18 protein-coding genes are annotated in these 23,763 nt (G+C 31.7%); 13 read left to right on the forward strand and 5 right to left on the reverse strand.

The window, feature by feature from the left end; translation table 11 throughout:
* Window positions 1-230: 230 nt before the first annotated feature.
* Both EYR00_RS02565 and EYR00_RS02570 read left to right on the forward strand, forming a co-directional pair.
* Entirely contained in the window at window positions 231-1,049 is an 819-nt protein-coding gene (locus EYR00_RS02565) for a MerR family DNA-binding transcriptional regulator (RefSeq protein WP_003538971.1), read from the forward strand.
* Between the two features lie 140 nt (window positions 1,050-1,189).
* The gene (locus EYR00_RS02570; protein ID WP_003538970.1) at window positions 1,190-3,130 is read left to right on the forward strand and encodes an oxidoreductase; all 1,941 of its coding nucleotides are present in this window, start codon (window positions 1,190-1,192) and stop codon (window positions 3,128-3,130) included.
* Between the two features lie 65 nt (window positions 3,131-3,195).
* Here the strand turns inward: EYR00_RS02570 and EYR00_RS15730 are convergent, their stop codons facing one another.
* On the reverse strand, window positions 3,196-3,324 hold the full coding sequence (locus tag EYR00_RS15730; RefSeq protein ID WP_003538969.1) for a hypothetical protein: 129 nt from the start codon (window positions 3,322-3,324) through the stop codon (window positions 3,196-3,198).
* Window positions 3,325-3,475: 151 nt separating this feature from the next.
* Here EYR00_RS15730 and EYR00_RS02575 point away from each other — a divergent pair, with 151 nt between their 5' ends.
* The 6 genes from EYR00_RS02575 (at window position 3,476) to EYR00_RS02600 (ending at window position 9,623) form a co-directional block, all read left to right on the forward strand.
* Window positions 3,476-4,675 carry a PucR family transcriptional regulator gene (locus tag EYR00_RS02575; protein ID WP_003538968.1) on the forward strand — a complete coding sequence of 400 codons (1,200 nt, stop codon included), beginning with the start codon at window positions 3,476-3,478 and terminating at the stop codon, window positions 4,673-4,675.
* Between the two features lie 124 nt (window positions 4,676-4,799).
* A complete protein-coding gene (locus tag EYR00_RS02580) occupies window positions 4,800-5,693 on the forward strand; it encodes an ROK family protein (RefSeq protein WP_003538967.1) in 894 nt (297 codons plus the stop codon).
* Window positions 5,694-5,748: 55 nt separating this feature from the next.
* Window positions 5,749-6,513, forward strand: coding sequence for a MurR/RpiR family transcriptional regulator (locus tag EYR00_RS02585; RefSeq protein WP_022007875.1), 765 nt, complete (start codon window positions 5,749-5,751; stop codon window positions 6,511-6,513).
* A 4-nt stretch (window positions 6,514-6,517) separates the two neighbouring features.
* The gene (locus EYR00_RS02590) at window positions 6,518-7,204 is read left to right on the forward strand and encodes a MurR/RpiR family transcriptional regulator (protein ID WP_003538965.1); all 687 of its coding nucleotides are present in this window, start codon (window positions 6,518-6,520) and stop codon (window positions 7,202-7,204) included.
* 142 nt (window positions 7,205-7,346) lie between these two features.
* Window positions 7,347-8,672 carry a PTS sugar transporter subunit IIC gene (locus EYR00_RS02595; RefSeq protein WP_003538953.1) on the forward strand — a complete coding sequence of 442 codons (1,326 nt, stop codon included), beginning with the start codon at window positions 7,347-7,349 and terminating at the stop codon, window positions 8,670-8,672.
* Between the two features lie 15 nt (window positions 8,673-8,687).
* Window positions 8,688-9,623 carry a DUF7916 family protein gene (locus tag EYR00_RS02600; RefSeq protein ID WP_003538951.1) on the forward strand — a complete coding sequence of 312 codons (936 nt, stop codon included), beginning with the start codon at window positions 8,688-8,690 and terminating at the stop codon, window positions 9,621-9,623.
* 78 nt (window positions 9,624-9,701) lie between these two features.
* Here EYR00_RS02600 and bilR read toward each other — a convergent pair whose 3' ends face one another.
* The 3 genes from bilR to EYR00_RS02615 all read right to left on the reverse strand — a co-directional run bounded on the left by bilR (window position 9,702) and on the right by EYR00_RS02615 (window position 14,563).
* A complete protein-coding gene (bilR, locus tag EYR00_RS02605; RefSeq protein ID WP_040434415.1) occupies window positions 9,702-11,627 on the reverse strand; it encodes a bilirubin reductase, long form in 1,926 nt (641 codons plus the stop codon).
* Window positions 11,628-11,643: 16 nt separating this feature from the next.
* A complete protein-coding gene (locus EYR00_RS02610; RefSeq protein WP_040434414.1) occupies window positions 11,644-13,599 on the reverse strand; it encodes an FAD-dependent oxidoreductase in 1,956 nt (651 codons plus the stop codon).
* Between the two features lie 85 nt (window positions 13,600-13,684).
* Window positions 13,685-14,563, reverse strand: a complete 879-nt coding sequence (locus EYR00_RS02615; RefSeq protein ID WP_003538945.1) for a helix-turn-helix transcriptional regulator — start codon at window positions 14,561-14,563, stop codon at window positions 13,685-13,687.
* Between the two features lie 130 nt (window positions 14,564-14,693).
* On the opposite strand from EYR00_RS02615, the gene EYR00_RS02620 reads away from it, so the two are divergent.
* Both EYR00_RS02620 and EYR00_RS02625 read left to right on the forward strand, forming a co-directional pair.
* On the forward strand, window positions 14,694-17,366 hold the full coding sequence (locus EYR00_RS02620; RefSeq protein ID WP_003538943.1) for a DEAD/DEAH box helicase family protein: 2,673 nt from the start codon (window positions 14,694-14,696) through the stop codon (window positions 17,364-17,366).
* A 71-nt stretch (window positions 17,367-17,437) separates the two neighbouring features.
* Window positions 17,438-18,133 (forward strand): biotin--[acetyl-CoA-carboxylase] ligase, encoded by a 696-nt coding sequence (locus EYR00_RS02625; protein ID WP_003538941.1) that lies wholly within the window; start codon window positions 17,438-17,440, stop codon window positions 18,131-18,133.
* Window positions 18,134-18,165: 32 nt separating this feature from the next.
* On the opposite strand, the gene EYR00_RS02630 is transcribed toward EYR00_RS02625, so the two are convergent.
* The gene (locus EYR00_RS02630; protein WP_003538939.1) at window positions 18,166-20,076 is read right to left on the reverse strand and encodes a BglG family transcription antiterminator; all 1,911 of its coding nucleotides are present in this window, start codon (window positions 20,074-20,076) and stop codon (window positions 18,166-18,168) included.
* Between the two features lie 137 nt (window positions 20,077-20,213).
* Between EYR00_RS02630 and EYR00_RS02635 the strand changes: the two genes are divergently transcribed.
* Genes EYR00_RS02635 through EYR00_RS02645 form a run of 3 tightly spaced genes read left to right on the forward strand, consistent with a single transcriptional unit; the run spans window position 20,214 to window position 23,755 of the window.
* Window positions 20,214-22,208: an oxidoreductase gene (locus EYR00_RS02635; RefSeq protein WP_003538936.1), complete on the forward strand. Its 1,995-nt coding sequence runs from the start codon at window positions 20,214-20,216 to the stop codon at window positions 22,206-22,208.
* A 12-nt stretch (window positions 22,209-22,220) separates the two neighbouring features.
* Window positions 22,221-23,453, forward strand: a complete 1,233-nt coding sequence (locus EYR00_RS02640) for a PTS sugar transporter subunit IIC (protein WP_003538934.1) — start codon at window positions 22,221-22,223, stop codon at window positions 23,451-23,453.
* Window positions 23,453-23,755, forward strand: coding sequence for a PTS sugar transporter subunit IIB (locus tag EYR00_RS02645; RefSeq protein WP_003538933.1), 303 nt, complete (start codon window positions 23,453-23,455; stop codon window positions 23,753-23,755). Before EYR00_RS02640 ends, EYR00_RS02645 begins: the two co-directional genes overlap by 1 nt.
* The last annotated feature ends 8 nt before the right edge of the window (window positions 23,756-23,763 follow it).

A 23,763-nucleotide genomic window follows, 5' to 3' on the forward strand; every position in this document is an offset into this window, starting at 1 on the left:
TGTTACATTTAGTTTTTCAATCTGGGTTAAGTTTTTTCTTTACAGCATGTCGCAATAAATTTTCCAATTTTAATACAATCCATCTATTGATTTCTCCTTTATATTTTGATTATAACGAGTTTTAATTAATTTATAAATCTACCAATAGTTGATTTATAAAAACTAATAATAAAATTATTTTTTAAATAGGAAGATTAAGTGATAAAATTATTTGTAAAGGAGCTGATATTATGAATAGCCAGTATAAAATAGGGGATATTTCACGATTGTTTAATTTATCAAGTGAAATGATTAGGTATTATGAAAAAATGGGAATTATTGATCCTATAAGAGATGAAAAGAATGGGTATCGCTATTATAGTATTTTTGACATATATATTTTATTAGAATGTTTACAGTATCAGAATTTAGGAATGAAAATAAAAGAAATTCCTAATTTTATTAATTTTAATTATAGAGAAAAGCTTCAAAATCAGTTACATATTTTCCAAAGGCGACTAAATAAAGAGATTGATTATAAAGTCATGTTGAAAAAACGAGTCACAGAGTTGGCAATGCAACTGGAGGTAGCTGATTTAAATTTATCAAATTATTGGGTAAAGAAAATTAATAAAAAATATGCTTTTGATTTTGTAGATGGAATTGGTGATGATTATGATAAAGTTAATACTAGTGAAGATAATATTCGATTTTTATTAAATGATAAATATATTAATTTTATTGATAGTTATGTTTGTTTTAATAAAGATAAAGATGAATGGTATTTTGCTATTGATGAGGAATATTTTAATGGATTAAGTATTTCTTATAAAAAGAAGTATACAATTATTCCGGCTCATTATTGTTTATGCACGGTAATAGAAATGGGACCGTTAGGACAGTTTAGTCATGAGTGTTATGAAGCAGCAGTAATGTATGCTCAAGATAAAGGTTATCATGTACAGTTACCAATACGGGGGATTATTAGGGGGCGTGGATATGAAGGTGATCGTTTTAAACGGTATTTAGAAATACAAATTCCGATTATAAAAAACTCTCAAATAGCTTGAGAGTTTTTTATGTTGTTTTAGTAAAATATATGTGATTAAAAAAGAATATGTGAATAATATCACATATAATAAATTAGAGTTGACCTTCAAATCATTTGATACTGTAAAATAAAGTTATAAAAGGATTGGAGGATATTAAAATGGCTTTAAAAAAATTATTTACCCCTTATCAAATAGGAACTGTAAAAATTCCTAATCGTTTAGTAGTTCCGGCAATGGTGACAAATTATTGTACGATTGAAGGTAAAATTACTGAGCGTTATATGAAATATATTGAAGAAAAGGCTAAAGGCGGCTGGGGTTTGATTATTACTGAGGATTATGCAGTTCAACAATATGGTAAAGGATATCAAAGAATTCCCGGTTTATATAAAGATGAATTGATTGAAGGAAATAAACAATTAACAACGATGGTTCATAAGTATGAATCAAAAATCTTTTGTCAAATGTATCATCCAGGTAGACAAACTACTAGAATTGCTAATGAAGATCATATGCCAGTTGCTCCTTCAGCAATTGAATGTCCCTTATGTCAAGAACAACCAAGAGATATCACAGTTGCTGAAATCAATCAATTAGTAAAAGATTTTGGTAGTGCTGCTAAACGCGCTAAAGAAGCTGGTTTTGATGGAATTGAGCTACACTGTGCCCATGGTTATTTATTAGCGGAGTTTTTATCACCATTTGTCAATAAGCGAGTTGATAACTATGGTGGTTGTCTACAGAATAGAGTACGAATAGTTGCTGAAATTTATTTAGAAATGAGAAAACAAGTTGGTGATGATTTTCCAATTATCGTCCGTCTTTCTGGTAATGAATATGTTCATGGTGGAAGAACTGAAGCAGAAACTTATGAATTATGTATGATTTTTGAAGAATTAGGTTTTGATGGTATTCATATTTCTAATGGCTCTTATGCTTCACCTGGAAATAGAGCAGTAATTGCTCCAATGTTTACGGAACATGCATTGAATATGGAGATATCAGCACAAGTAAAGAAATTGGTTGATTTACCAGTAATTGTAACTAATCGAATTAACGATCCGCAAATGGCAGATACATTAATTAACATGGATAAAGCTGATTTTATTGGAATGGGGCGTGGTTCATTGACTGATCCAGATTTACCTAATAAAGCAAAGGCAGAAAAATATGGGAATATTAAAATGTGTATCGGGTGTCTACAAGGATGTGAAATGCCATTATTTTTTAATCAAGAAGTCACTTGCTTAGTTAATCCACGGGTAGGACGTGAATATGAAAATTCAATGAACATTGTAGAAAAAGCAAAAAAAGTAATGATTGTTGGAGGGGGACCTGCTGGTCTGCAGGCGGCTGAAACTGCGGCAATGATAGGTCACAATGTAACTGTTTATGAGGCTCAGGAAGAAGTTGGCGGTCAATTTAGATCTGCAGCTTATCCAATTGGTAAAGGAGAATTAACAACATTAATATCTGTATTTAAAAAGAATTTAGAGGATCTGCATGTAAAAGTACATTTAAATACTTTAGTAACAAAAGAGATGATTGAACAAGAAAACCCGGATGCTATTATTTTGGCTACTGGAGCAAGACCGCTGGTGCCGGCAGTCAAAGGTATCGATAAAGAAAATGTAGTCAATGCTGAAGATGTGTTATTAGGAAAAATCGCTACAAAAGTTGAGCATATCGTTGTTTGCGGAGGGGGCGAAGTTGGTTGTGAAACTGCCACATTTATTGCTCAAACGCATCGTCATGTAACAGTTCTAGAAATGAAACCAGCTGTTTTGACTGATATGGATCCCATTAATATGAGCTGTCTATTACCAATTATGAATGAATCAGGAGTAACTGCCAGAGCTAATTGTACTGTGACAGAAATTTTAGATGATGGAGTGGCATTTATTAATGAACAGGGAGAAAAAGAAGTTATTTCTGCTGACTTAGTTGTCTTAGCATTTGGATATAAAGCCTATAATCCGTTAGAAAAAATTGCAAATGAATTATGTGAAGATGTTCAAGTAGTAGGTGGCGCAATTAAGGCAGGTAATGCTTTACCAGCAGTTAAAGAAGGTTATGAAGCTGCTTTAAATATAAAATAATTATCTAATAGCATAATTTAAATCTTAAAAGAAAAAGAGCATTCGTTATGAATGCTCATTATTATTTATTTCTTTTTAAAAAACTTAAAGAATTTTGAAAAGTTTTCACAATTGAAATATCCTTCATCACGAACCCAAGTTGGGCAAGTATCAAAGTTGTCAGTTAGTACGTAATATCCATAAGAAATGTTCATGTTATGTCCCTCCTAGATGTTCTATTTTTAATACAATTATATTATATATTAATATTTTAATAATTATAGAGACAGAAATAATAAAAAAATAAGATTTATTTGTGCATCATGCACAAATAATGGTAAAATAAATATAAAGGAAGTGAGTAAAATGGGATTTACGATTGAAGATGCGTTAGTACAAACTCAAGAGCAATATCATTTAAAATTGTTAGCTGGTCGTGAGGGCTGTTCAAATGCGATGAGTTGGGTTCACATGATTGAGGATACGACAATTATTCAACAATTATGGGGAAAAGAATTGGCAGTTACAACAGGTTTAGGATTTCAAAGTCACGATTCGTTATTTGATTTTATCAAGTGTTTGGTTAAATACCATAGTGTTGGATTAGTTATCAATACAGGTAAATATATATTTGAAATTCCTCAAGATATAATTGACTATTGTAATGAGCAGGATTTTCCGCTGTTAACGACACCCTGGGAAGTACACATGGCAGATTTAATTAAGGATTTTAGTATGCGCTGTTTATATTCACAACGAGAAGACAATCAGATTTCAAAATTATTTCAGAATGTTTTTACAACTCCTCAAGTTGTTGAGGAGGTTCGGCAGCAATTGTTAGGTGCATTTGATGTGGATGGTTTTTTTCAAGTTGTTTTAATTGGAATTGAAGATTCTGATCAGTTTGATGCAATTGAACGACGTAGAGTTTCTTTTCAATTGGAATTATGTTTTGAAAAAATACAAAGCCCATATACATTTTTTTGGTTTGATGGATATTTTGTATTAATTGTAAATAATTTAGATCCGGATTCATTAGAGAAAATTACTGATAAAATGTATAAAAGAACAAAGAAGCGAATGCCTTCAAGATTTATTCACTTAGGTATTGGAACGCCAATGACAGATTTTAGACAAGTAATCTTAAGTTATAAACGAGCTCGAGCTGCAGTTGCAATGGCAGAACAATTTAAATATCCGATGATTCTTTTTGAAGAGATGGGAGTTTATCAAATCTTATTTTCAATCGAGGATAAACAAATTTTATCAGGAATGTATCAGCATTTATTAAAGCCTTTAATAGATTATGATCAAAAACATCATAGTGAATTAGAAAAGACATTGTTCTATTACCTGATTCATGATGGCAGTCAAGTAGCGATGGCCAAAAATTTATATATGCACCGAAATACGATTAATTATAGAATGACTAAAGTCAAGGAATTATTAAATTGCCAGTTAGATACATTTGAAGAAAAAATGCCATATATGTTAGCTTTATATATCAAAAAAGTCATTCAAGAAGATATTAACAAAGATAAAGATTTATTTGCTGCAATACAATAATCATAGCTAACAGTTCATATTAGATTTCTATGTTTCATTTTTTGACACAACCAAAAATTATATAGTATTTATATTTTTTTTAACTATGATAACTTTAAAGTGTTAAGAAATGAGGGATTAAATAATGAAATATTTATGTTTAGATTTTGGTGGCACCGGAGTTAAATATGCAATTATTGATGAAAACTTTCAGTTATATGATGTAAATAAAGAAAATAAAATATTTCAAAGTCATGATGAAATGATTACCTGGGTAGTGGATTTATTTAAAACTATACACATGAAATTATCCGGAATTGCGATTAGTTATTGTGGGGAAATGAATCCCTTTACAGGTTTAATAAAAAATGGTGGTAGTTATAGATTTAATGATAATAAAAATATTAAACAAATCCTTTGGAGTAAATGCCACGTACCAGTTTCGATTGAAAATGATGGTAATTGTGCGGCATTAGCAGAATTGTATAGAGGCTCATTAAAAGAAACGAGTAATGGGGCAGTACTAGTATTGGGTACTGGAGTTGGATGCGCAATTATTATTAACGGGGAATTATATCGTGGGTGTAATTATTTTGCTGGAGCAGCTACGTTTTCTTTAATTGATTCTAAACATGACTTTGATTGGCAAAATACATTTGGATTGATTGGCGGTGTAGGTTATTTAACGAGAAATTATGAAAAACGATTTGCATTAGAGCGAAATTCGATCGATGGATTAGCCTTTTTTAACAAGGCTAATCATAATGATATTGCTAGTTTAGAAATACTACGGGATTATACTAAAAATCTTGCAAGATATATTTTTAATATGCAAATGTTATTAGATTTAGAGAATATTAGTATTGGTGGAGGGATTAGTACTCAGCCGTTATTATTAACAATGTTAAAGAAAGAAGTGAGTGATTTATTTGATTGCATCCCAGTTCCGGTAACTCCACCAGAGATCAAAGTGTGTCATTATTATAATGATGCAAATTTGATTGGAGCTTTTTGCTGGTACAAGAAAGCTAATTTTTAAATGAATAAATTTAATTAATATTATATAATGGTAATAATGAGTGGAGGAAGATAATATGTTTATGTGCTTAGCTTATTTTTTATCAATTGTTAATAACTCTAATAATAAAGATTTAAATTATTATATTGCCAAATATATTATAGAAAATATTAATCATATAGGAAGTATTACTTTACAAGATGTGGCTGATGGCTGTTTTGTTTCAGTTCCAACAGTAAAACAGTTTTTAAAAAAATTTGGTTATTCTAATTATTCGATTTTTAAAGAAAGATTAGAAAGTGAATTGGATGTTCGTAAAGATCAAATATATCGAGGTTATAAGATTTTTAACAAAAAACGATTAGCTGCGGCGGTTTCACATTTAGTTGATTATCCATTAGAATTCAATGATAAAATGAAATTAAAGTTGATCATTAAAGAAATAGCTCAAAGTCAGAGAGTTATTATTGTTGCTTCCCCTACGATAACTCCAATTCTTTTTAATTTTCAAATTGATATGATTTCAATGGGGAAGACAGTGATAATGTCGTCTTTATTAAAAGATAATTCTATTGAAATAGAGGATAATGATTTAATTATATTGATTTCAGGTACTGGTAGACTTTTTTTATCTGATGATAATTTAGTGTCGATTTTAGGAAATAAAGCTAATAAAGTTATTATTTTTTCAGGCGAAACAAAAATAAATTTTCATTACAATGTTTTTGAGGTAATTAATATATTATCTAATAATGAAATGTTTGAGACTGAGTATTTGTTGTTGTATTATTTTGATTTGATTAAATTTTATTATCACGAGATTATTTATCAGGAGCAGTGATAAAATGATCGATATACTTTTAGATATATCAATGAATGCAAAAATCAATAATACGGATCAAATTCTTGTTAAATATTTTTTAAACCAAAGGGAAAAGCTAATAGAACTATCTTTAGAGGATGTTATTTATGATACCGGTCTATCTAAATCATCAATCATTAGATTTTGTAAAAGTATAAAAACTAGTCATTTCACGGATTTTAAAAAGACTTTTGTAAGAGAATTTAATGCTGTGATTTGTGATTTTATTTATTTGCTCGATGATCGTGATAAACTTGATGATTTAGTTATAGCATGTAATCATTGTCATCAAATTATTTTATTTGGTGAGCGAGAAGCAATGTTGATTTGGAAAATGTATTTGAAATATTTTTATGTATTAGGTTATGATATTTATATAATTAATGAAGAAGATAACAATTTAGCTATTAATATGGATGAACATACGTTATATTTTTATAGTCATCTTCAGATAAGTTTAGAAAAATACTATGATTATAATATATCCAATGCTTTGATCAGGAATATTTATAGACATTTAAATGACGAAAATAATTATATCATATCTTTAAAGAGCTCGTATACTCATAAACGTTTTTTAGAGATACACGAACAGCCAAGGATTAAGAAGAAATTTGAATTAATGAAGATTATTGAAAGCTTATTAGCAAGATTAAATAACCAAGGATAAGTATTAAAGTTTCAAAAAATGAAACCTTAGCACTTATTTTTTTTATTGGTTTTTATTTTGGACTAATGAAAAGTTTTATGTACTCTTAAATGATTATACTTCTAGATAAAATGTAGTTATAAAGTTAGGAGGAGGAAAAATTATGAATGATTTTATCCAAAATAAAGTTATACCTTTTGCACAGAAGATTGAAAACAATTTTATTTTAAGTGCAATAAGTGGCGCATTTATGAAAGTGATGCCAGCGTTATTAGGAGGAGCTGTATTTTCATTATTTCAGGGTTTACCATTGGGAGACTGGTATACAAATTTTTTATCGTCTACTGGAATATCTGATGCTTTAGCTGTAGGGGTTGCTGTTTGTAATTTAACAGCATTATATTTCATTTTTGCTTTAGGTTATAATTTAGGTGAAAAGTTTAATGTTAATCCATTTCAAACAGCAATTGTTTCGTTATTATCACTATTGTTGGTTACACCATTTTCTTATAACAATGTTGATAATACAAATGGAGCTGTAACATTGATAAAAAATGTTATCCCAGTTGATAACTTAGGTGCTAGTGGTATCTTCACTGCCATGTTATGTGGGATTATTGGGGCATATGTTTTTGCTTTTGCCGTTAATCATAATTGGAAAATAAAATTACCAGATTCGGTACCGGAAATGGTTTCTAAACCATTTGAAGCTGTTGTTCCAGCATTTTTAGTATCAGCCTTGTTTTTATTGGTAAGGTCTGGATTTGCTGTAACATCTTATGGAAATATTCAAAATTTTATTTATACTATGGTTCAAGCGCCTTTAGTAAGTTTAGGTAATAGTTTTCCAGCCATGTTGATTAGTATGTTAATATTATTGCTGTTATGGTGGGTTGGAATTCATGGTACTTCAGTTGTACTTTCTGTCATGATGGTAATTTGGATGGAACCAGCAATTACAAATTTAAATAATTATATGGCCGGAGAACCTGTAACCTTAGTCACAACTTATATGTTTTTCTTTGTTTTTTGTCAGTTTATTGGTGGACCAGGATGTTTATTTGGGCTTACTTGCGATATGGCAATATTTGCTAAAAGCGAACGTTTTAAAGCGTTTGGAAAAGTGTGTTTTGTTCCGGGGATGTTTAATATCGTAGAGCCTGTTATTTTTGGTTTTCCAATCGTATTAAATCCAATTATGTTTATTCCGTTTATTTTAACACCACTTGTATTTATGATTATTGGTTATTTGTTGATGGTTACAGGTGTTGTGAATATTCCCGCCTTAATGTTAAGTGTAATGACAATTCCAGGTCCAATTGCGGGATTTATTTTAGGTGGGGGAATTAGTTTAGGAATCATGATTGTAATTATGTGCTTGTTATCATGTATAATTTATTACCCATTTTTTAAGATTTGTGACAATCAGGCTTTAGAAGCAGAGAAAAAAAGTAATCAAGAAAAAACACTTGAAGAAAACAAAATCTAGAAATGAGGAAAAATTATGAGCAACGTAAAAAGATTGATTAATGCTTCAAAGAGTGAGATAAACAAAATGGGTCCTTTAGAATTAAAAGAATCTATCTATAAATCGGAAGGTCGAGTTATCATGGGACAACATTTAATTTTTGCTGGCCCAGGGACGGTAATGGGTGTGACAAATGCTGAATTGCTTTGTTCGTTTGGTGCAGATATGGTTATGCTTAATACTATAGATTTAGATAATTTTGAAAATAATCCAGGATTGTGCGGCTTAACTATCAAAGAGCTTAAAGAAAAATGCAATTGTCCAATTGGTGTTTATTTAGGGTGTCCTAAGAAGGGAGAAAAGCGTTCTGATGAAAAAACACTTTACCGATTGGCTGGAATGTTAGCAACAAAAGAACATATTTTAAAAGCAGTTGCTTTAGGAGTGGATTTTATTGTATTGGGTGGTAATCCAGGTTCTGGAACATCGATTGAAGATGTAATTGAAGCAACCAAATTAGTAAAAGAAATATGTGGAGATGATATTTTCTTGTTTGCTGGCAAGTGGGAAGATGGTATCGAAGAAAAGGTACTAGGTGATCCTTTAGCAGCATATGATACCAAAGATGTTATTAAAAGACTTATTGATGCTGGTGCTGACTGTATCGATTTACCAGCTCCAGGGACTAGAGCAGGAATCACAGTAGATATGATTAGAGAATTAGTAGAATATATTCATCGCTATAAACCAGGTACTTTAGCCATGAGTTTTTTAAATAGTTCGGTCGAATGTGCCGATGAGGATACAATTCGGCAGGTTGCCCTTTTAATGAAACAAACCGGATGTGATATTCATGCTATCGGGGATGGAGGCTTTGGCGGATGTACTTGGCCAGAAAATATTTATCAATTATCAGTATCAATCAAAGGAAAAAATTATACGTGGTTTAGAATGGCTAGTAATAGTAGATAGTTAATAAGAATAAAAAAGAATTAATCTTAAACATTTAAATGTTATGATTAATTCTTTTTAGTCTAGATAATAAGAGTTTTAAATACTGTTGGCTGCTAAATAACCTTGAGTAATGGCATTATTAATATCAGCAGCTTTTTCATTGCAGTCACCAACAAGATGAATATCAATATTGTGAGCTGTTAATTCACTGACATCAAATGGATTAGGTTTAGCTCCAGTAGCTAAAATAACATAATCACATGGAATCGTTAATTCACCATCGCCATTAGCAGCTTTGATACAATCGTTTTTAATTTCAATTACCTTTGTTTTAGTCAATAATTTAACTTGATGTTTTTCAAAATCTTCAAACATTACTGGCTTTACAGTTGATGATTCTTCTTTTGCAATTTCTTCAAGCATTTCTATGACAGTAACGTCCAAGCCCATTTGTGCTAAAAATTCTGCAGTTTCCGCTCCGACTAGACCACCGCCAATAATCGCTACATGGCCACTAGGGAATTGTTCATAGTTAAGAACTTTCCAAGCATCTAACACATGAGTTAAATCACTGCCAGGAATTGGTAGGGAAGCATTATTGGCACCAACAGCGATGATAACACTATCAGGATGTTCGTTTAATATATCTGTACTAGTTGCTTTTTTACCTAATCTTAAATCAACATTCAATATTTTCATTTCATTTGATAAGTAATTGATAGCCCGATTCATTTCAGCTTTACGTGGTGGAATCGCTGCAATATTAAGTTGACCACCTAATCTAGTGTCTTGTTCAAATAAAATAACATCATGTCCTTTTGTTTTTGCTACCCGAGCAGCTTCTAAACCTGCTGGTCCCCCTCCAACAACTACAATTTTTTTCTTTGTTGCTGCTGGGGTAATTATTCGTTTGTATTCATAACCATTTTCAGCATTTAAAACACAGCTTAAAAATTGTCTATTTTGGATTGCATCGGTACAGCCTTTATTACACATCATACAATGACGAATTCGAGCAGCTTCATTATTTTTTAATTTTTTAACATAATCAGGATCAGCTAATAATGAACGACCTAAACCAATAATGTCACAAATCCCGTTATCAATCAAGGATTCACCATTTTGGGGAGTAAGGATTCGTCCAACAGAAGACACTGGAATCGTAACAACATCTTTAATTTGTTTTGTATATTTATTCATAAAACAGTATGGTTGAGTTCCCATTGCAGGAATGGTATCATTCATATTTCCAGTATGATTGGCTTGACCAACATGGATCATATCAACTCCATGAGCCTCTAAGATAGTAGCCAATTTAATAGCTTCATCAATTTTTAGGCCTCCTTTACCACGAAGCGGATTTTCAGTGATAATTGGCAGTTTATAATCGATGCAAATATCTGGAGCATTTTCTTTAATTACTTTGACAACTTCGAGAGCAAAGCGAATACGGTTTTCAAATGAACCACCATAATTATCATTTCGGTGATTTAGAATGGTTGAGCAAAGGGAACCGACAAGACGATCACCATGAACCTCAATAACATCCACCCCCGCGGCGGCAGCACGCTTAACACAAGCGCCGATTTTATCAATAATTGCTGTAAGCTGGGCTTCAGTTACTTCATCGATATAATGTAGCATGTCATGATGTAATTTAGCACGTGCAGCCTGCATATCACCTTTTCTAAATAATTCTGCTAGAGCATCAACATCATATTCAGGATGAAAGATTTGAATCCCTAGTTTGCAATCATACTCATGTAAGGCATCGCTTAATTTTTTGAAAGCTTCGATTTGACCGTCATGAAAAAGTTTAGGTGTAGGGGAAACAGTATTGACTGGAGCAACATCACCTAAAACAATATAAGCAACATCGCCTTGCGCTAAACGTTTATAGAAATTAAAACTTTGTTCACCGATTGAACCATCTCTTTCTTCATACCCGGTTGTCATTGGGGGAAACATAATTCGGTTTTTTAAAGTAATTTTTCCAACTTTAATAGGTTTTAGTAAATTCATATATTTTCTCCTTTGATTAAATATTTTTACATAAATGATATGCGTCACTTATAGCATTTTTAATTTTTCCTGGGGTTGCAGCGTCACCTAAGACGTTGTAGCTAAGTTGCATTTGATCGAGGGTTTTTTTTAACTCATGATCAGCATAATAACCAGTAGCTTCAATGATTGTATCAACATTCTCAATTGTAATAGTATTGCCATCTTTTTGATATTCGAGAGTTGTTGGTGTAACTTTAACGACTCTACTATCAGTAATAATGTTCACGCCTTTATCAGCCATCCTTTGAACTAAAATACTTCGTGATGGTGAAGTATCATCCATAATAATATTTGATTTCATTTCAATAACAGTTACTTTTTTATTATTTGGATGGCGGTCATTAACTAATGGGGCAACAAAATCAGCAACTTCACAGCCAACAGAGCCTCCTCCAACAACGACAATATTTTTACCTGTCCACATTTTGCCAAGAAGCACATCTTGTCCGGTACCAGTATGAGGATGATTTTTAAAAATATCAAGTCGTAATGGTTTGGCTCCGGTTGCGACGATGATATGATCATAATGATGCTGTGATAAATAGGCTTGATCAACAATCGTGTTTAATTCAATTTTGATATTACAATCGATTACTCGTTTAATGAAATATTTAGTAGTTTGAGCAAAGTGCTGTTTAGCAATAGGATAACCTGCAACGATCATTGCGCCGCCTAATGTATGATGACGTTCAGCAAGGGTAACTTTGTGTCCACGCTTTGATAAAATATAAGCTGCCTCTAATCCAGCTGGACCTCCTCCGATAACTAGGATATTTTGGGATATTGTCGCAGGTGTTACAGTTTCTTCATTCTCACTTGTCAATGATGGATTAATTCCACATTCAACATGATCTTTTAACATGGTCGAGCTTAAACATCCCAAGCATCCAATACATGGACGAATATCATCTTCTTGACCATTTTTGATCTTATTAACAAAATCAGGATCACATAAGAGTGAGCGACCTACCATACATACGTCTGCTAAATCTCTTTCTAAAACTTCTTCGAGAATCCAAGGTTCATTCAAACGTCCTACGGTTGAAACAGGGATATTAACACATTTTTTTATTTCTCGTGCGCTGTCAATATGACTCGCTTGTGGTGTTCCAGGGGGTGCAATTGAGCTGCCGCGGTGGATAGTAGTTCCCCCAGAAACATGGATCATATCAACTTGAGCAGCTTCTAATCTTTTAGCAATATAACATCCTTCGTGTAATGATTGTCCGCCGGCTTCATAATCATCACCGCTGATACGAACAATAATAGCGAAATCACGCCCACATTTTTTTCGAACATTTGCAATTACTTCTAAAAGTAGACGAATGCGATGAGTTATGTCACCACCGTATTCATCAATTCGTTTATTATAGAGTGGAGATAAAAATCCTCCTAGTAATGCATGTGCGTGTGCAGCATGAATTTCAACACCATCTATTCCTGCTTTTTTTAACCGTAAGGCACCATCACCAAATTGTTCAACAATTATACTGATTTCTTCTTTTGTCAAAGGTCGCGGAGGAGTTTTAGCATAGTATGGACCAACCTCACTTGGACCAACTAATTGTGGTGTTTCCGGGAAAGGAATTGCCATATATGCTGGGTGTAGTAGTTGGGCTACGACCTTACTATCATACTTATGAATTTCATTAGCTAATTTTTGCCATCCTTCAAGATAGGAATCATCTTGAACTGATAAAGTATGAGCAATATATTTGTAGGTTGGCTCAATCATTGTTACTTCAGTTACAATCAGACCAACGCCACCTTTTGCTCTTCTGCTATAGTAATAGATCATTTCATCAGTAACATACCCATCTTTTGTTGCAAAGTTTGTTGACATTGGCGACATAAAAATTCGATTTTTTACTTCCAGCTGATTAATTTTTATTGGTTGAAAGAGTTTTTGATATTTATTTTCCAAATTCATACCTCCCTTATAAAGATATGATAGCACTTACATATATATAAAACATATTATATCAATTAAAAAACATATACATTTTCGTATATGCTTATAATAACTTAATATTTTTCTTATATTCACGTGGACTGACCCCTGTGATTTGTTTAAAAGTTTTAGATAGATGATAGGCTGATGAATATCCCAGGTCATTTGCAATCATTGTAACACTTTTACCATGAGCCAGCATTCTTTGAGCATAGAGAACTTTTTGTTGATGAATATAAGTTAGTGGAGGAATTGCTAAAATTGCAATAAAAGATTTATATAACATACTTGTTGAAACACCTAGTTGTAAAGCCATTGCGGTTAGTTTAATTGGTTCATGAAGATGGTCATGAATATACTTAATGGCATCATTAACTAATTCGATATGTGGTAAATCTGTTATTTGTGAAATATGGTCATTATTCCTTTTAAGCTGAGCGCGGATTATCTCTACAACAACTCGAATCAAAGCAGAGGTTATAATGCTTGAATAGCCAATTTCTTTTTCACTAGCTTCGATTAATAAACGTTCTAGCATTTCTTTGAAGTCTTTTATTTCTTCTTTATATATTAAATGCCCGTGTTTTGTTAAGAGAGTAATAAATTGTTGGCGCAATGATAGGGGTTCAATATCAAAATGAAAAAAATAATAGCTGTAGTTAGTATTTCCAGTATTTATTGAAGTGTTGAGCTTATAGGGTTCGATGATGAGAAAGCTGTGGGGTGGGCAGGTGTATTTTTTATTGCCAATGGTTGTAATAGACCCACCTTCTCGATAATAGACAATTTCAATATCATCAGTAATATAATTTGCTCTAGTATCGTGATTACTTTGCCAAAGTCCAAATTTATTGATAGTAAAACTAATCTTACCAAGTAAATCAGTTAACTCATCACTTTGGAATTGGGTATATTGATTTTGGGTTTGAATATACATCGTCATAATTACACCACCTTTGATTATTATTGTACTACTTTTTTAGTGGAAGGAGAATTTTTATCATAAAATTAAGTTGATTTGTATTGATGTTTTAAGGTTGATATGTATAAATAAAGGTAATAGGAGGGATTGGATGTTAGAACAAATTTTGCATTTCAAGGGCACTTGGCGCAGTTATCAACAACGTGTTCTTGATAAATATGACCGTTATAGTCAAGATCGTAAAATTCATATTGTTGCTGCACCTGGTTCAGGAAAAACAACTTTGGGAATTGAATTAATAAAAAGAATCGATTACTCGGCTTTAATCTTAGTCCCATCAATAACGATTCGTGAACAATGGGTAGAGCGTATTTGTGAAGCTTTTTTAGTTAAACAAGAAAATCGCGATCAATATCTTTCTCAAGATTTAAAAAAACCAAAATTAATTACTGTCGTGACATATCAGGCACTACATAGTGCGATGAGTCATTATTGTGGTGAACTAGTAGAGACTAATGATGAATTTAAAACAGTTGAAGAAGTTGATTATCATAATTTTGATGTAATCAGTAATTTTAAAGAATGCCAATTAGGAACTTTATGTCTAGATGAATGTCATCATCTTCGAAGTGAGTGGTGGAAATCATTAGAAGAATTTAAAAAAGCATTTAATAATATTTTCACAGTGGCTCTAACAGCAACTCCGCCATATGATTCTAATCTAAGCATGTGGACTAGGTATATGGATATGTGTGGTGATATTGATGAAGAGATAACAGTTCCAGAATTAGTTAAAGATGGTACTTTATGTCCACATCAAGATTATGTTTATTTCAATTATCCGGCCTCTCAAGAAAAACAAAAATTAAGTATCTTTGAGGAAAATAGTCAAAGTATTTTGGAGCAGCTAATACAAGATGAATATTTTTGTAAGGCTATTATGAGTCATCGCTTTTTTACTGAGGAAGTAAGTGATGATGAGCTATTAGATGATCCGAGCTATTTATCAGCAATGATAATTTTTTTAAATACTAAGGGAGTGTGCAGTGCGAATAAGTATCAAAAGCTTTTAGGATATAAATCGTTAGAACCCTTATCACTTAAATGGTTAGAAATTTTACTGCAAGGCTTTTTATATGATGATATTGCTTCATATCGAGTTGAAGAACAATACCGTGATGAATTGATTCGTGAATTGAAGTCTAAAGGTTTAATCGAAAAACGAAAAGTTTCTTTGTGTTTAAATCAAGCAATTGAAAAAATGCTAATAAATTCGGTTGGTAAATGTGAAAGCATTAAAGAAATTGTTAATTATGAATATAAAACGATGAAACAAGAATTACGACTTTTGATTCTTACTGATTATATTCGAAAAGAATACGAACGGGCATTAGGTGATGAAAGCAAAGATGTGAATAATTTAGGCGTTTTACCATTTTTTGAACAACTAAGGCGTGATAGTGCTAAAAATAAGACAGCAATTAAATTTGGTGTTTTATGTGGCACAATGATTATTATCCCCAAGGATGCTCAAACAGCATTAATAGAATTAGTTGAAGAACCTAGTAAAATCAGCTTCCATCAAATTGGAAAATTAGATGATTATGTAAAAGTTGAAATTAGTGGAAACCGTAATTTTATAACAGGGGTAATCAGTGAGGTATTTGCGCAGGGTTATATGCAAGTTTTGATAGGAACTAAATCTTTACTTGGAGAAGGTTGGGATTCACCGTGTGTTAATTCGCTTATTTTGGCTAGCTTTGTAGGCTCATATATGTTAAGTAATCAAATGCGTGGACGAGCTATTAGAGTTTTTGAGAAAACGCCCAATAAAACAAGTAATATTTGGCATTTAGTTTGTGTTAGACCAAAAGAAAAGTTAACGGGTCATTATGATGATGGCGGTAGTGAAGATTTTCAAACGCTTGCAAGGAGAATGGAACATTTTTTAGGGTTGCATTATCAGCAGGATATAATTGAAAATGGAATCTTGCGACTTAGCGCAATTAAATTGCCATTTAGTCCAGGAAATATAAAAAAAATTAATAGAGATATGCTTAAACTATCTTCAAAGCGTAGTCAATTAAAGAAAAGATGGGAAGATTCGTTAGCTGTCTATGACAAAATTGAAATTGTTGAAGAAACTGAAGTTAAAGAAGAATTTATAACTGTCGTTATGTTTATGGATGCTTTAAGAACTTTACTGATAATTGTTTTTAGTGGGATTATTGGTGCTGTCATTGGAATACCATTTCTAAAATCATTGACCTTGATAGATATTTTAGAATATCTAGTGGTGATAATTTATGTTGGAATATTTGTTATGAGTATTCTTTTGAGCATCAAAAAACTTTATACATTAGCAAATCCTTTAGGTCGTTTAGAAATATTTGGCAAAGGAATTAGAAATGCGTTAGAAAAAACCAATCAGCTGGATTCTTTGAATAGTCGCGTTGAAACAGATTCTTTTAATGCGATACATGCAATATATTTATTAGGGGGAACAGGGCATGATAAGGCTTTGTTTGCCAAATGCATCAATGAATTTTTTGCATCTATTGATAATCAACGTTATATTCTTTATAATCCTAAACGAAAAAATAAATTAGATTGTTATTTTGCAATTCCTGATAGTTTTGCTAAAAGAAAAGAAGATGCGCATATATTTGCTGGCTATATGAAGCCGTTTATTGGTAATTATCAGGTTATTTATACTCGTAATGAAAGTGGTAGAAAAATACTGCTAGAAGCCCGGGTTAGCGCTTTAGCTAATCGTCAAGATCGTTGTTTCACTAGAAAAAAAGTAAAGGGTGCATTAGAATAAAACTTTATAATAAATATTTGTTGTTTTCCTAAATTTCTAATATAATAGAAGTATAGTAATGGGGTGATATTATGAGTTATATTGAATTAGACGAAGTCGATTCTACAAATGATTACGTAAAACGTAATTTAAATAAACTTCCTAATCTAAGTGTAGTTCGTTGTAATTATCAAACAAATGGTCGGGGTCGGAATGGACACGTTTGGCAAAGTAAGAATGGTGATGACTTGCTGATGAGTATTTTGGTAAAAGATTTTAAAAAACCTCAAGACCTTCATAAAATGACACAGCTAGTTGCTTGTAGTGTGGCGGGGTTACTAGATCGTTATGGAATAAAAGCTAAAATTAAGTGGCCCAATGATATTTATGTTGATGATTTAAAGATTTGTGGAATCTTAGTAGAGGCAATCTATCAAACTGATTTAGAAGGGGTTGTAGTTGGAGTTGGATTAAATGTTAATTCAATAAACGGTGATTATGCTTCAATGAAGATGAAAACTGGCCAGACATATCAAGTTAAATCACTAATGATAGCAATGTTAACATATTTTAAGATATACTATAGTCTTTATCAGCAAGGTTCGTATGATAAAATTCTTGATTATGCTAATGATATTGCTTATTTAAAGGATAAACAGGTTGAATTTCAAGATTATGGTTTAGTTACATTTACTAAGTTGAATGAAAATGGTACAGTTAATTTTGTGGATTCAAATCATCGGGAACATAATATTTTAATAAATGAAATATCTTTGCATAAAGATTAAAAAGTTGTAATGAATAAAGCATTACAACTTTTTTAAACATGATTTTCTAAATAAACTGATAATTCATCAAATGTTTTGATTTTCAACATTTCATCAAAAGACTCATCATCTAATAAAAGATCAATAATTGAAGAATAGATTGTATTGAAAGTCATTATGTCTTTTTCATTTATTGAAATAAGCATGACTAAATGAACGGAGGTATCACCCCAAGGAATTGCTTTGTCATTCAATAAAAAAGTAATTCGGGTTTTTACATCACCAAAATGAATTGCATGAGGAACTGCAAATTTATTAAAAAATGAAGTTGTTGATATTTTTTCGCGTTCAAATACACTATCAACAAAATCTGTTTTAGCATCACCATGTTTTAACATTTGACTGCATAAAAATAAAATAGCATCCTTTTTACATGTAAAATCAACATTTCTAAAAAAGAGTTTAGGATCAATGTATTTAGATAATTCCTTTTTTAGCAGATCTTTTTTCTTTTTCTCTTTTAATAGATTGATTTTAAGATTCAATTTATCAATATCTTGTGATAATAGCAAGGGGCTGATTACCATACAATCGGGGCTTTCATAGTCATTAATAGTAGAAATCAAAAAATCAAAATGATAGTCTTGAATATTCTTTTTAGAAGAAATAAAACTAATTAATTGTACATTATCACCAAAGTTTAATAAAAATTGATTGGCAAAATGCTTTCGTAAATCATTATACTCTGGACAAATACATAGTGCTTTTAAATATTGTTTATTTTCTTCATTGGATTGAATCATTAAACCTAAATGAATTGCCAATAGGCCAATTTCGTTAATATTCACTGTAATATTGAAACTTTCTTGAAATTTATAGGCAAAATAAACAGCTAACTCATAAATGAAAGGATGGGTATTTTTAAGGTTATTATGGAAGTCATTTTGAAAGTAAAGCGAAGAATGATTTCTAAAAAATAAACGATGAATATGTAAAGCAAAATGATTTAAAGACATTTGATAATTAAGTTGCAATGAAAAGTGTTCAACAAGATCATCGAGAATTTCTTTAATTTTATAAACAAAACTATAATCATTATATAAAATTTGGGTTTCATAATTTTCTTCGTTTATTTTAATCGAGCCAATACAAAGGACTTGCATATATTCATTATCTGTTTGAGCAAAATGAAGATTAAAATATTCTTCTAGGTTATGACATAGGTCTTTGGACAGCTGGCAAATAATTTCGTCATTTGATAAGGAGTATGAAAACGGCAGGGGTTCGATGTCGCTTCCAACAAAAATTCTTTGAAGCGTGATAGATGTATTCATCACAAGATTTTGATAGTGAATATCGTCAACTCGAATATTATATTTCTTTAAAACAGAGTCGATTATAGCTTCTACTTCAGAAAGATGAAAATCTTGAAAATACTGTTGAAAGTGTTGTAGGCTAGTTATTGGTTGTGAAGCTTCAATCCCAATTAAATGAGCAAAAAGAGCTCTTTTATCATATTCACTACCATGTAACGAAAAAATATCATTTTTTCGTTCAACTGTTAGATGATATTTGTTTAAAAGCGGTTTGATTGTTTTAATACAGCGAGCAACACTGGATTCACTCATATAACAATTTTCTGATAACTCTAATAAGTGACATGATGGGTGATTAAGCAGATATTGTAAAATTATATTGGTAGACTTTGATTGTTCGGATATTTTAATATCATTTATAAGCATATGGGCATTTTCGCTTAATAAAGTTAATTGATAGCCATTTTTGGATGAAGAAATATGAAAATCCTCAATATTTTTATTAATTTGAAAAATATCGTTTCTAAGTGTTCTAGGACTAATATCTAGTAATCTTGATAGCGTATTAGCACTTAGTGGAACGGTATTTTTTTGTAATAGACGAATAATTAAAAATTGTCTAGAGGTAAGTTCAAGCAAAATAATCACTCCTTTATCATATTATAACAAACTTCTTGATAGAAATCTTAAAATTGTGATTCAGCTTTTGCCATGATCGTGGCAAAAGCTGGTTTGGATGCAAAAGCTATTTGACATACAATAAGAGAGCAAGGAGGAGTTAGAAAATGAATCAGTATTATCCACATTTATTTCAACCATTAAGAGTTAATACAATGATGTTGAAAAATAGAATTATTGCATCAACGATGGGGATTCCCAAGAGCCATGAATTATTATCTACGACTCACTATGGAAATGTTAGTATTATAGATAAGTCTGTAGGTGGAGCAGCAATGACTTTTGTATCAATTGAATCTGCGGCTAATGCCAATGGTGAATTTCCAAAACATGATCGCGATGGTATTCGTGAATCTATTTCAGTAGCCCGTCAGTATGGGGCTAAGGTTGGAACTTGGTGTGTACCACGACTAAAACAAGATGCAGCTAATGATATTCGAGCTCATTATGATGGTAAGCAGGTTTTAGCACCATCACCATATTTAACAAGAAGTGGCGCTCGTGCAGTTGAATTAACGCTTGAAGATATTCAGGGAATTATGAAACAGGCAAGAAATGATGCATTGGCAATCAAACGATTTGGTTTTGATTTTATCTATTTGTACGTTGGATATGAAGAATTAACAACCCAGTTTTTATCTCCAGTATTTAATAAAAGAACAGATGAATATGGGGGTTCGCTAGAAAATCGTATGCGCTTTACAATAGAGCACGTTAAAACGATTCGTAATGCTGTTGGCACAGACTTTCCAATTGTTATATTGTTAGGAGCGAGTGATTATTTAAAAGGGTCTTATCAATTTGAAGAAATGTTGGAATTATTAAAAAGAATCGAAGATGATGTTGATTTGATCAATGTATCAGCTGGGATGGATATGATTCCAGGATATTTTCCAGAAGATCAAATAATAGAGCCTGAATTAGGATTGGAAGCTTGGTATAGTGTTAATGGGAAACATTGTCAAAGTATTTTTGAACCGCATCTAACTAATGTTCATTGGGCAAAATTAGTTAAACAAAACTTTCCTAATAAACTAGTCGGTGTAATTGGTTCAATAATGACGCCAAAAGAAGCTGAGCAATTATTACAAGAAGGTGTAGTTGATATTATTTCAATGGGTAGACCTCTAGTCGCAGATCCATTTTTACCACGAAAGGCAATGCAGGGGCAAAGCGATGATATTGTACCATGTATTCGCTGTTTACAATGCTATCATAGTGCTACAGAACATACAAATGTACAATGCTCTGTAAACCCTCGATATCGTCGGGAACATCGGGTACCATTAAAGTTAGAAAAAAGTGAGATTATTAAAAAAGTGATTGTCGTTGGTGGTGGTCCTGCTGGTTGTAAAGCTGCAATAACTGCACATGATCGGGGACATCAAGTTATTTTGATTGAACAACGTGATAAATTGGGGGGACAATTAAATTTGGCCCAACATGAAATGCATAAACAGGAATTAAAAGCATATCGAGATTATCTAGAAAACCAAATTAACAAGCGAGATATTCAAGTTATGTATAAAACGACCGCTACTAAAAATTTATTAGAGCAACTAAATGGTGATGTGGTGCTTGTTGCCATTGGAGCTTCACCAATTCGCCTCCATTTCCCAGGGGAACAATTAGAATATGTTGATTATTTTGAAAACATTTATCCTAAATTGGATTCTTTAAAAGATAATGTTTGTATTGTCGGCGGAGGACAAGTTGGAATAGAGTTAGCAGTAGAGTTATTAGAACGTGGAAAATTAGTAACAGTAATAGAAATGACTGACCAAATAGCTAGTCAAGGGCATATTTTATATCGAGCAGGATTAAGGCGTTTGTTAAAACGATTTGAAAAACAGTTGACCATTTTAATAAATAGTCAATGCTTAGGATTTAGTGAAAGCGGAGTTAAAATAATAAATAAAAATGGCGAATCTATTATTAAATGTGATAATGCCATAATTGCTGTTGGAATGAAACCAAATCGTGAGGAAGCTTTTAAATTGTATGGAATAGCTGATGAAACGATGATGTTTGGTGATTGTGAAAAGTTAGGACAAGTAGTTGGAGCAACTAATGATGCGTATTTTATTGCAGCAAATATATAGGAGGAAAATAAAATGAAAAAATTACAAGATAAACTTATTGAAGTGGGCAATAAGTTAGCAACACAAAGGCATTTGCAATCGATTAGTTTTGGATTAATGGCAATAATGCCATTAACGATTTTTGGGAGTATTTTCCAGCTTATTTCAGCATTACCAGATATATTTCCATTCATACCTAGTTATAGTGAGACGATAAAGGATGCAATTTTATTCCCGTATAATATGGTTTTCGGTTTATTTGGAGTCATTGCAGTATGCGCTATCGCTTATTACCATGCACGAACATATAAACTTGATTTATTACAAGCGCCGATTGTATCGCTGTTATCATTTATTGTTTTGGCAGCACCAATTGTTGATAATAATATGGATGCAACTTATCTAGGATCACAAGGAATCTTTTTAGCAATTTTTGTTGCTTTGGTAACCGTGGAAATCATGCAATTACTAAAGAGACGTAATATTCAAATTAAATTACCTGATAGTGTTCCTCCAGCAGTAGCTGCTTCATTTGATGCGATTATTCCGATGTGCTTGATCGTTGCTGGTTTCTATGGATTATCTTTACTTTGTCAAAATTTTACAGGGATGCTATTACCATCTTGGATAATGAGTTTATTAACACCGGCGATTCAAGGTTCTGAATCATTATGGTTCTGTATGTTGATGGCATTTATTATTGCATTTTTACAATTCTTGGGAGTACATGGGTTTAATGTTGTATCTGGAATAATTCTTCCGTTATTGATTGCCAATACAGGTGCTAATGCTGCTGCTTATGCAGCCGGAGAAACTGCTACAAAAATATTCACTTTACCAATGTTCCAAATGTCTGGAGTATTTTGTTACATAATTCCTCTATTATTCTTAAAATGTAAAAGTGAGCGATTAAGATCAATGGGGAAAATATCGATTGTTCCAGCAATTTTTAATATTGCGGAACCAATTCAATATGGAGCTCCAATTATGTTTAATCCAATTTTAGGAATTCCATGGATTGCTTTTTACACAATCAATATGGGAATAATTTGGTGCTGTATGAATTTTGGCATTATGGGTAAAGCTGTAATTGCTGCTAGTTCTAATATTCCGATGCCGTTTTTCCAATACTTGTGTACTTTAGATTGGCGTGCGGTGCTTATCTTTGTTGTAATGTTCATTGTATCTGGCCTTATTTGGTATCCATTCATCAAAGTATACGATAAGAAATGTCTTGATGAAGAAAATAATTTGCAGGCTGAATAATGAAGCGGATATATATCTTTTGTGCACAGGGAGTTTCAACAAGTATTTTAGTTAATTGTATGAAAAGGTATATTAGTCAAGAGGGGTATAATTATGAAGTATATGCTTATCCAATCTTAAAAATTAATGAATTGGGGAAATATGCTGATTATATTTTTATTGCTCCTCAAATAAAACATGATTTGTATCGAGTTAAGGAATTATTGCCAGAAAAACCGATCGAAGTAATTGATCCATTCGTTTATGGTCAGATGAATGGTCAAGAATTAGTAGTTCAAATAGTTGAAAAACTCGGAAAATAATAAAGATG

The organism is Thomasclavelia ramosa DSM 1402 (assembly GCF_014131695.1).
Lineage (GTDB): Bacteria > Bacillota_I > Bacilli_A > Erysipelotrichales > Coprobacillaceae > Thomasclavelia > Thomasclavelia ramosa.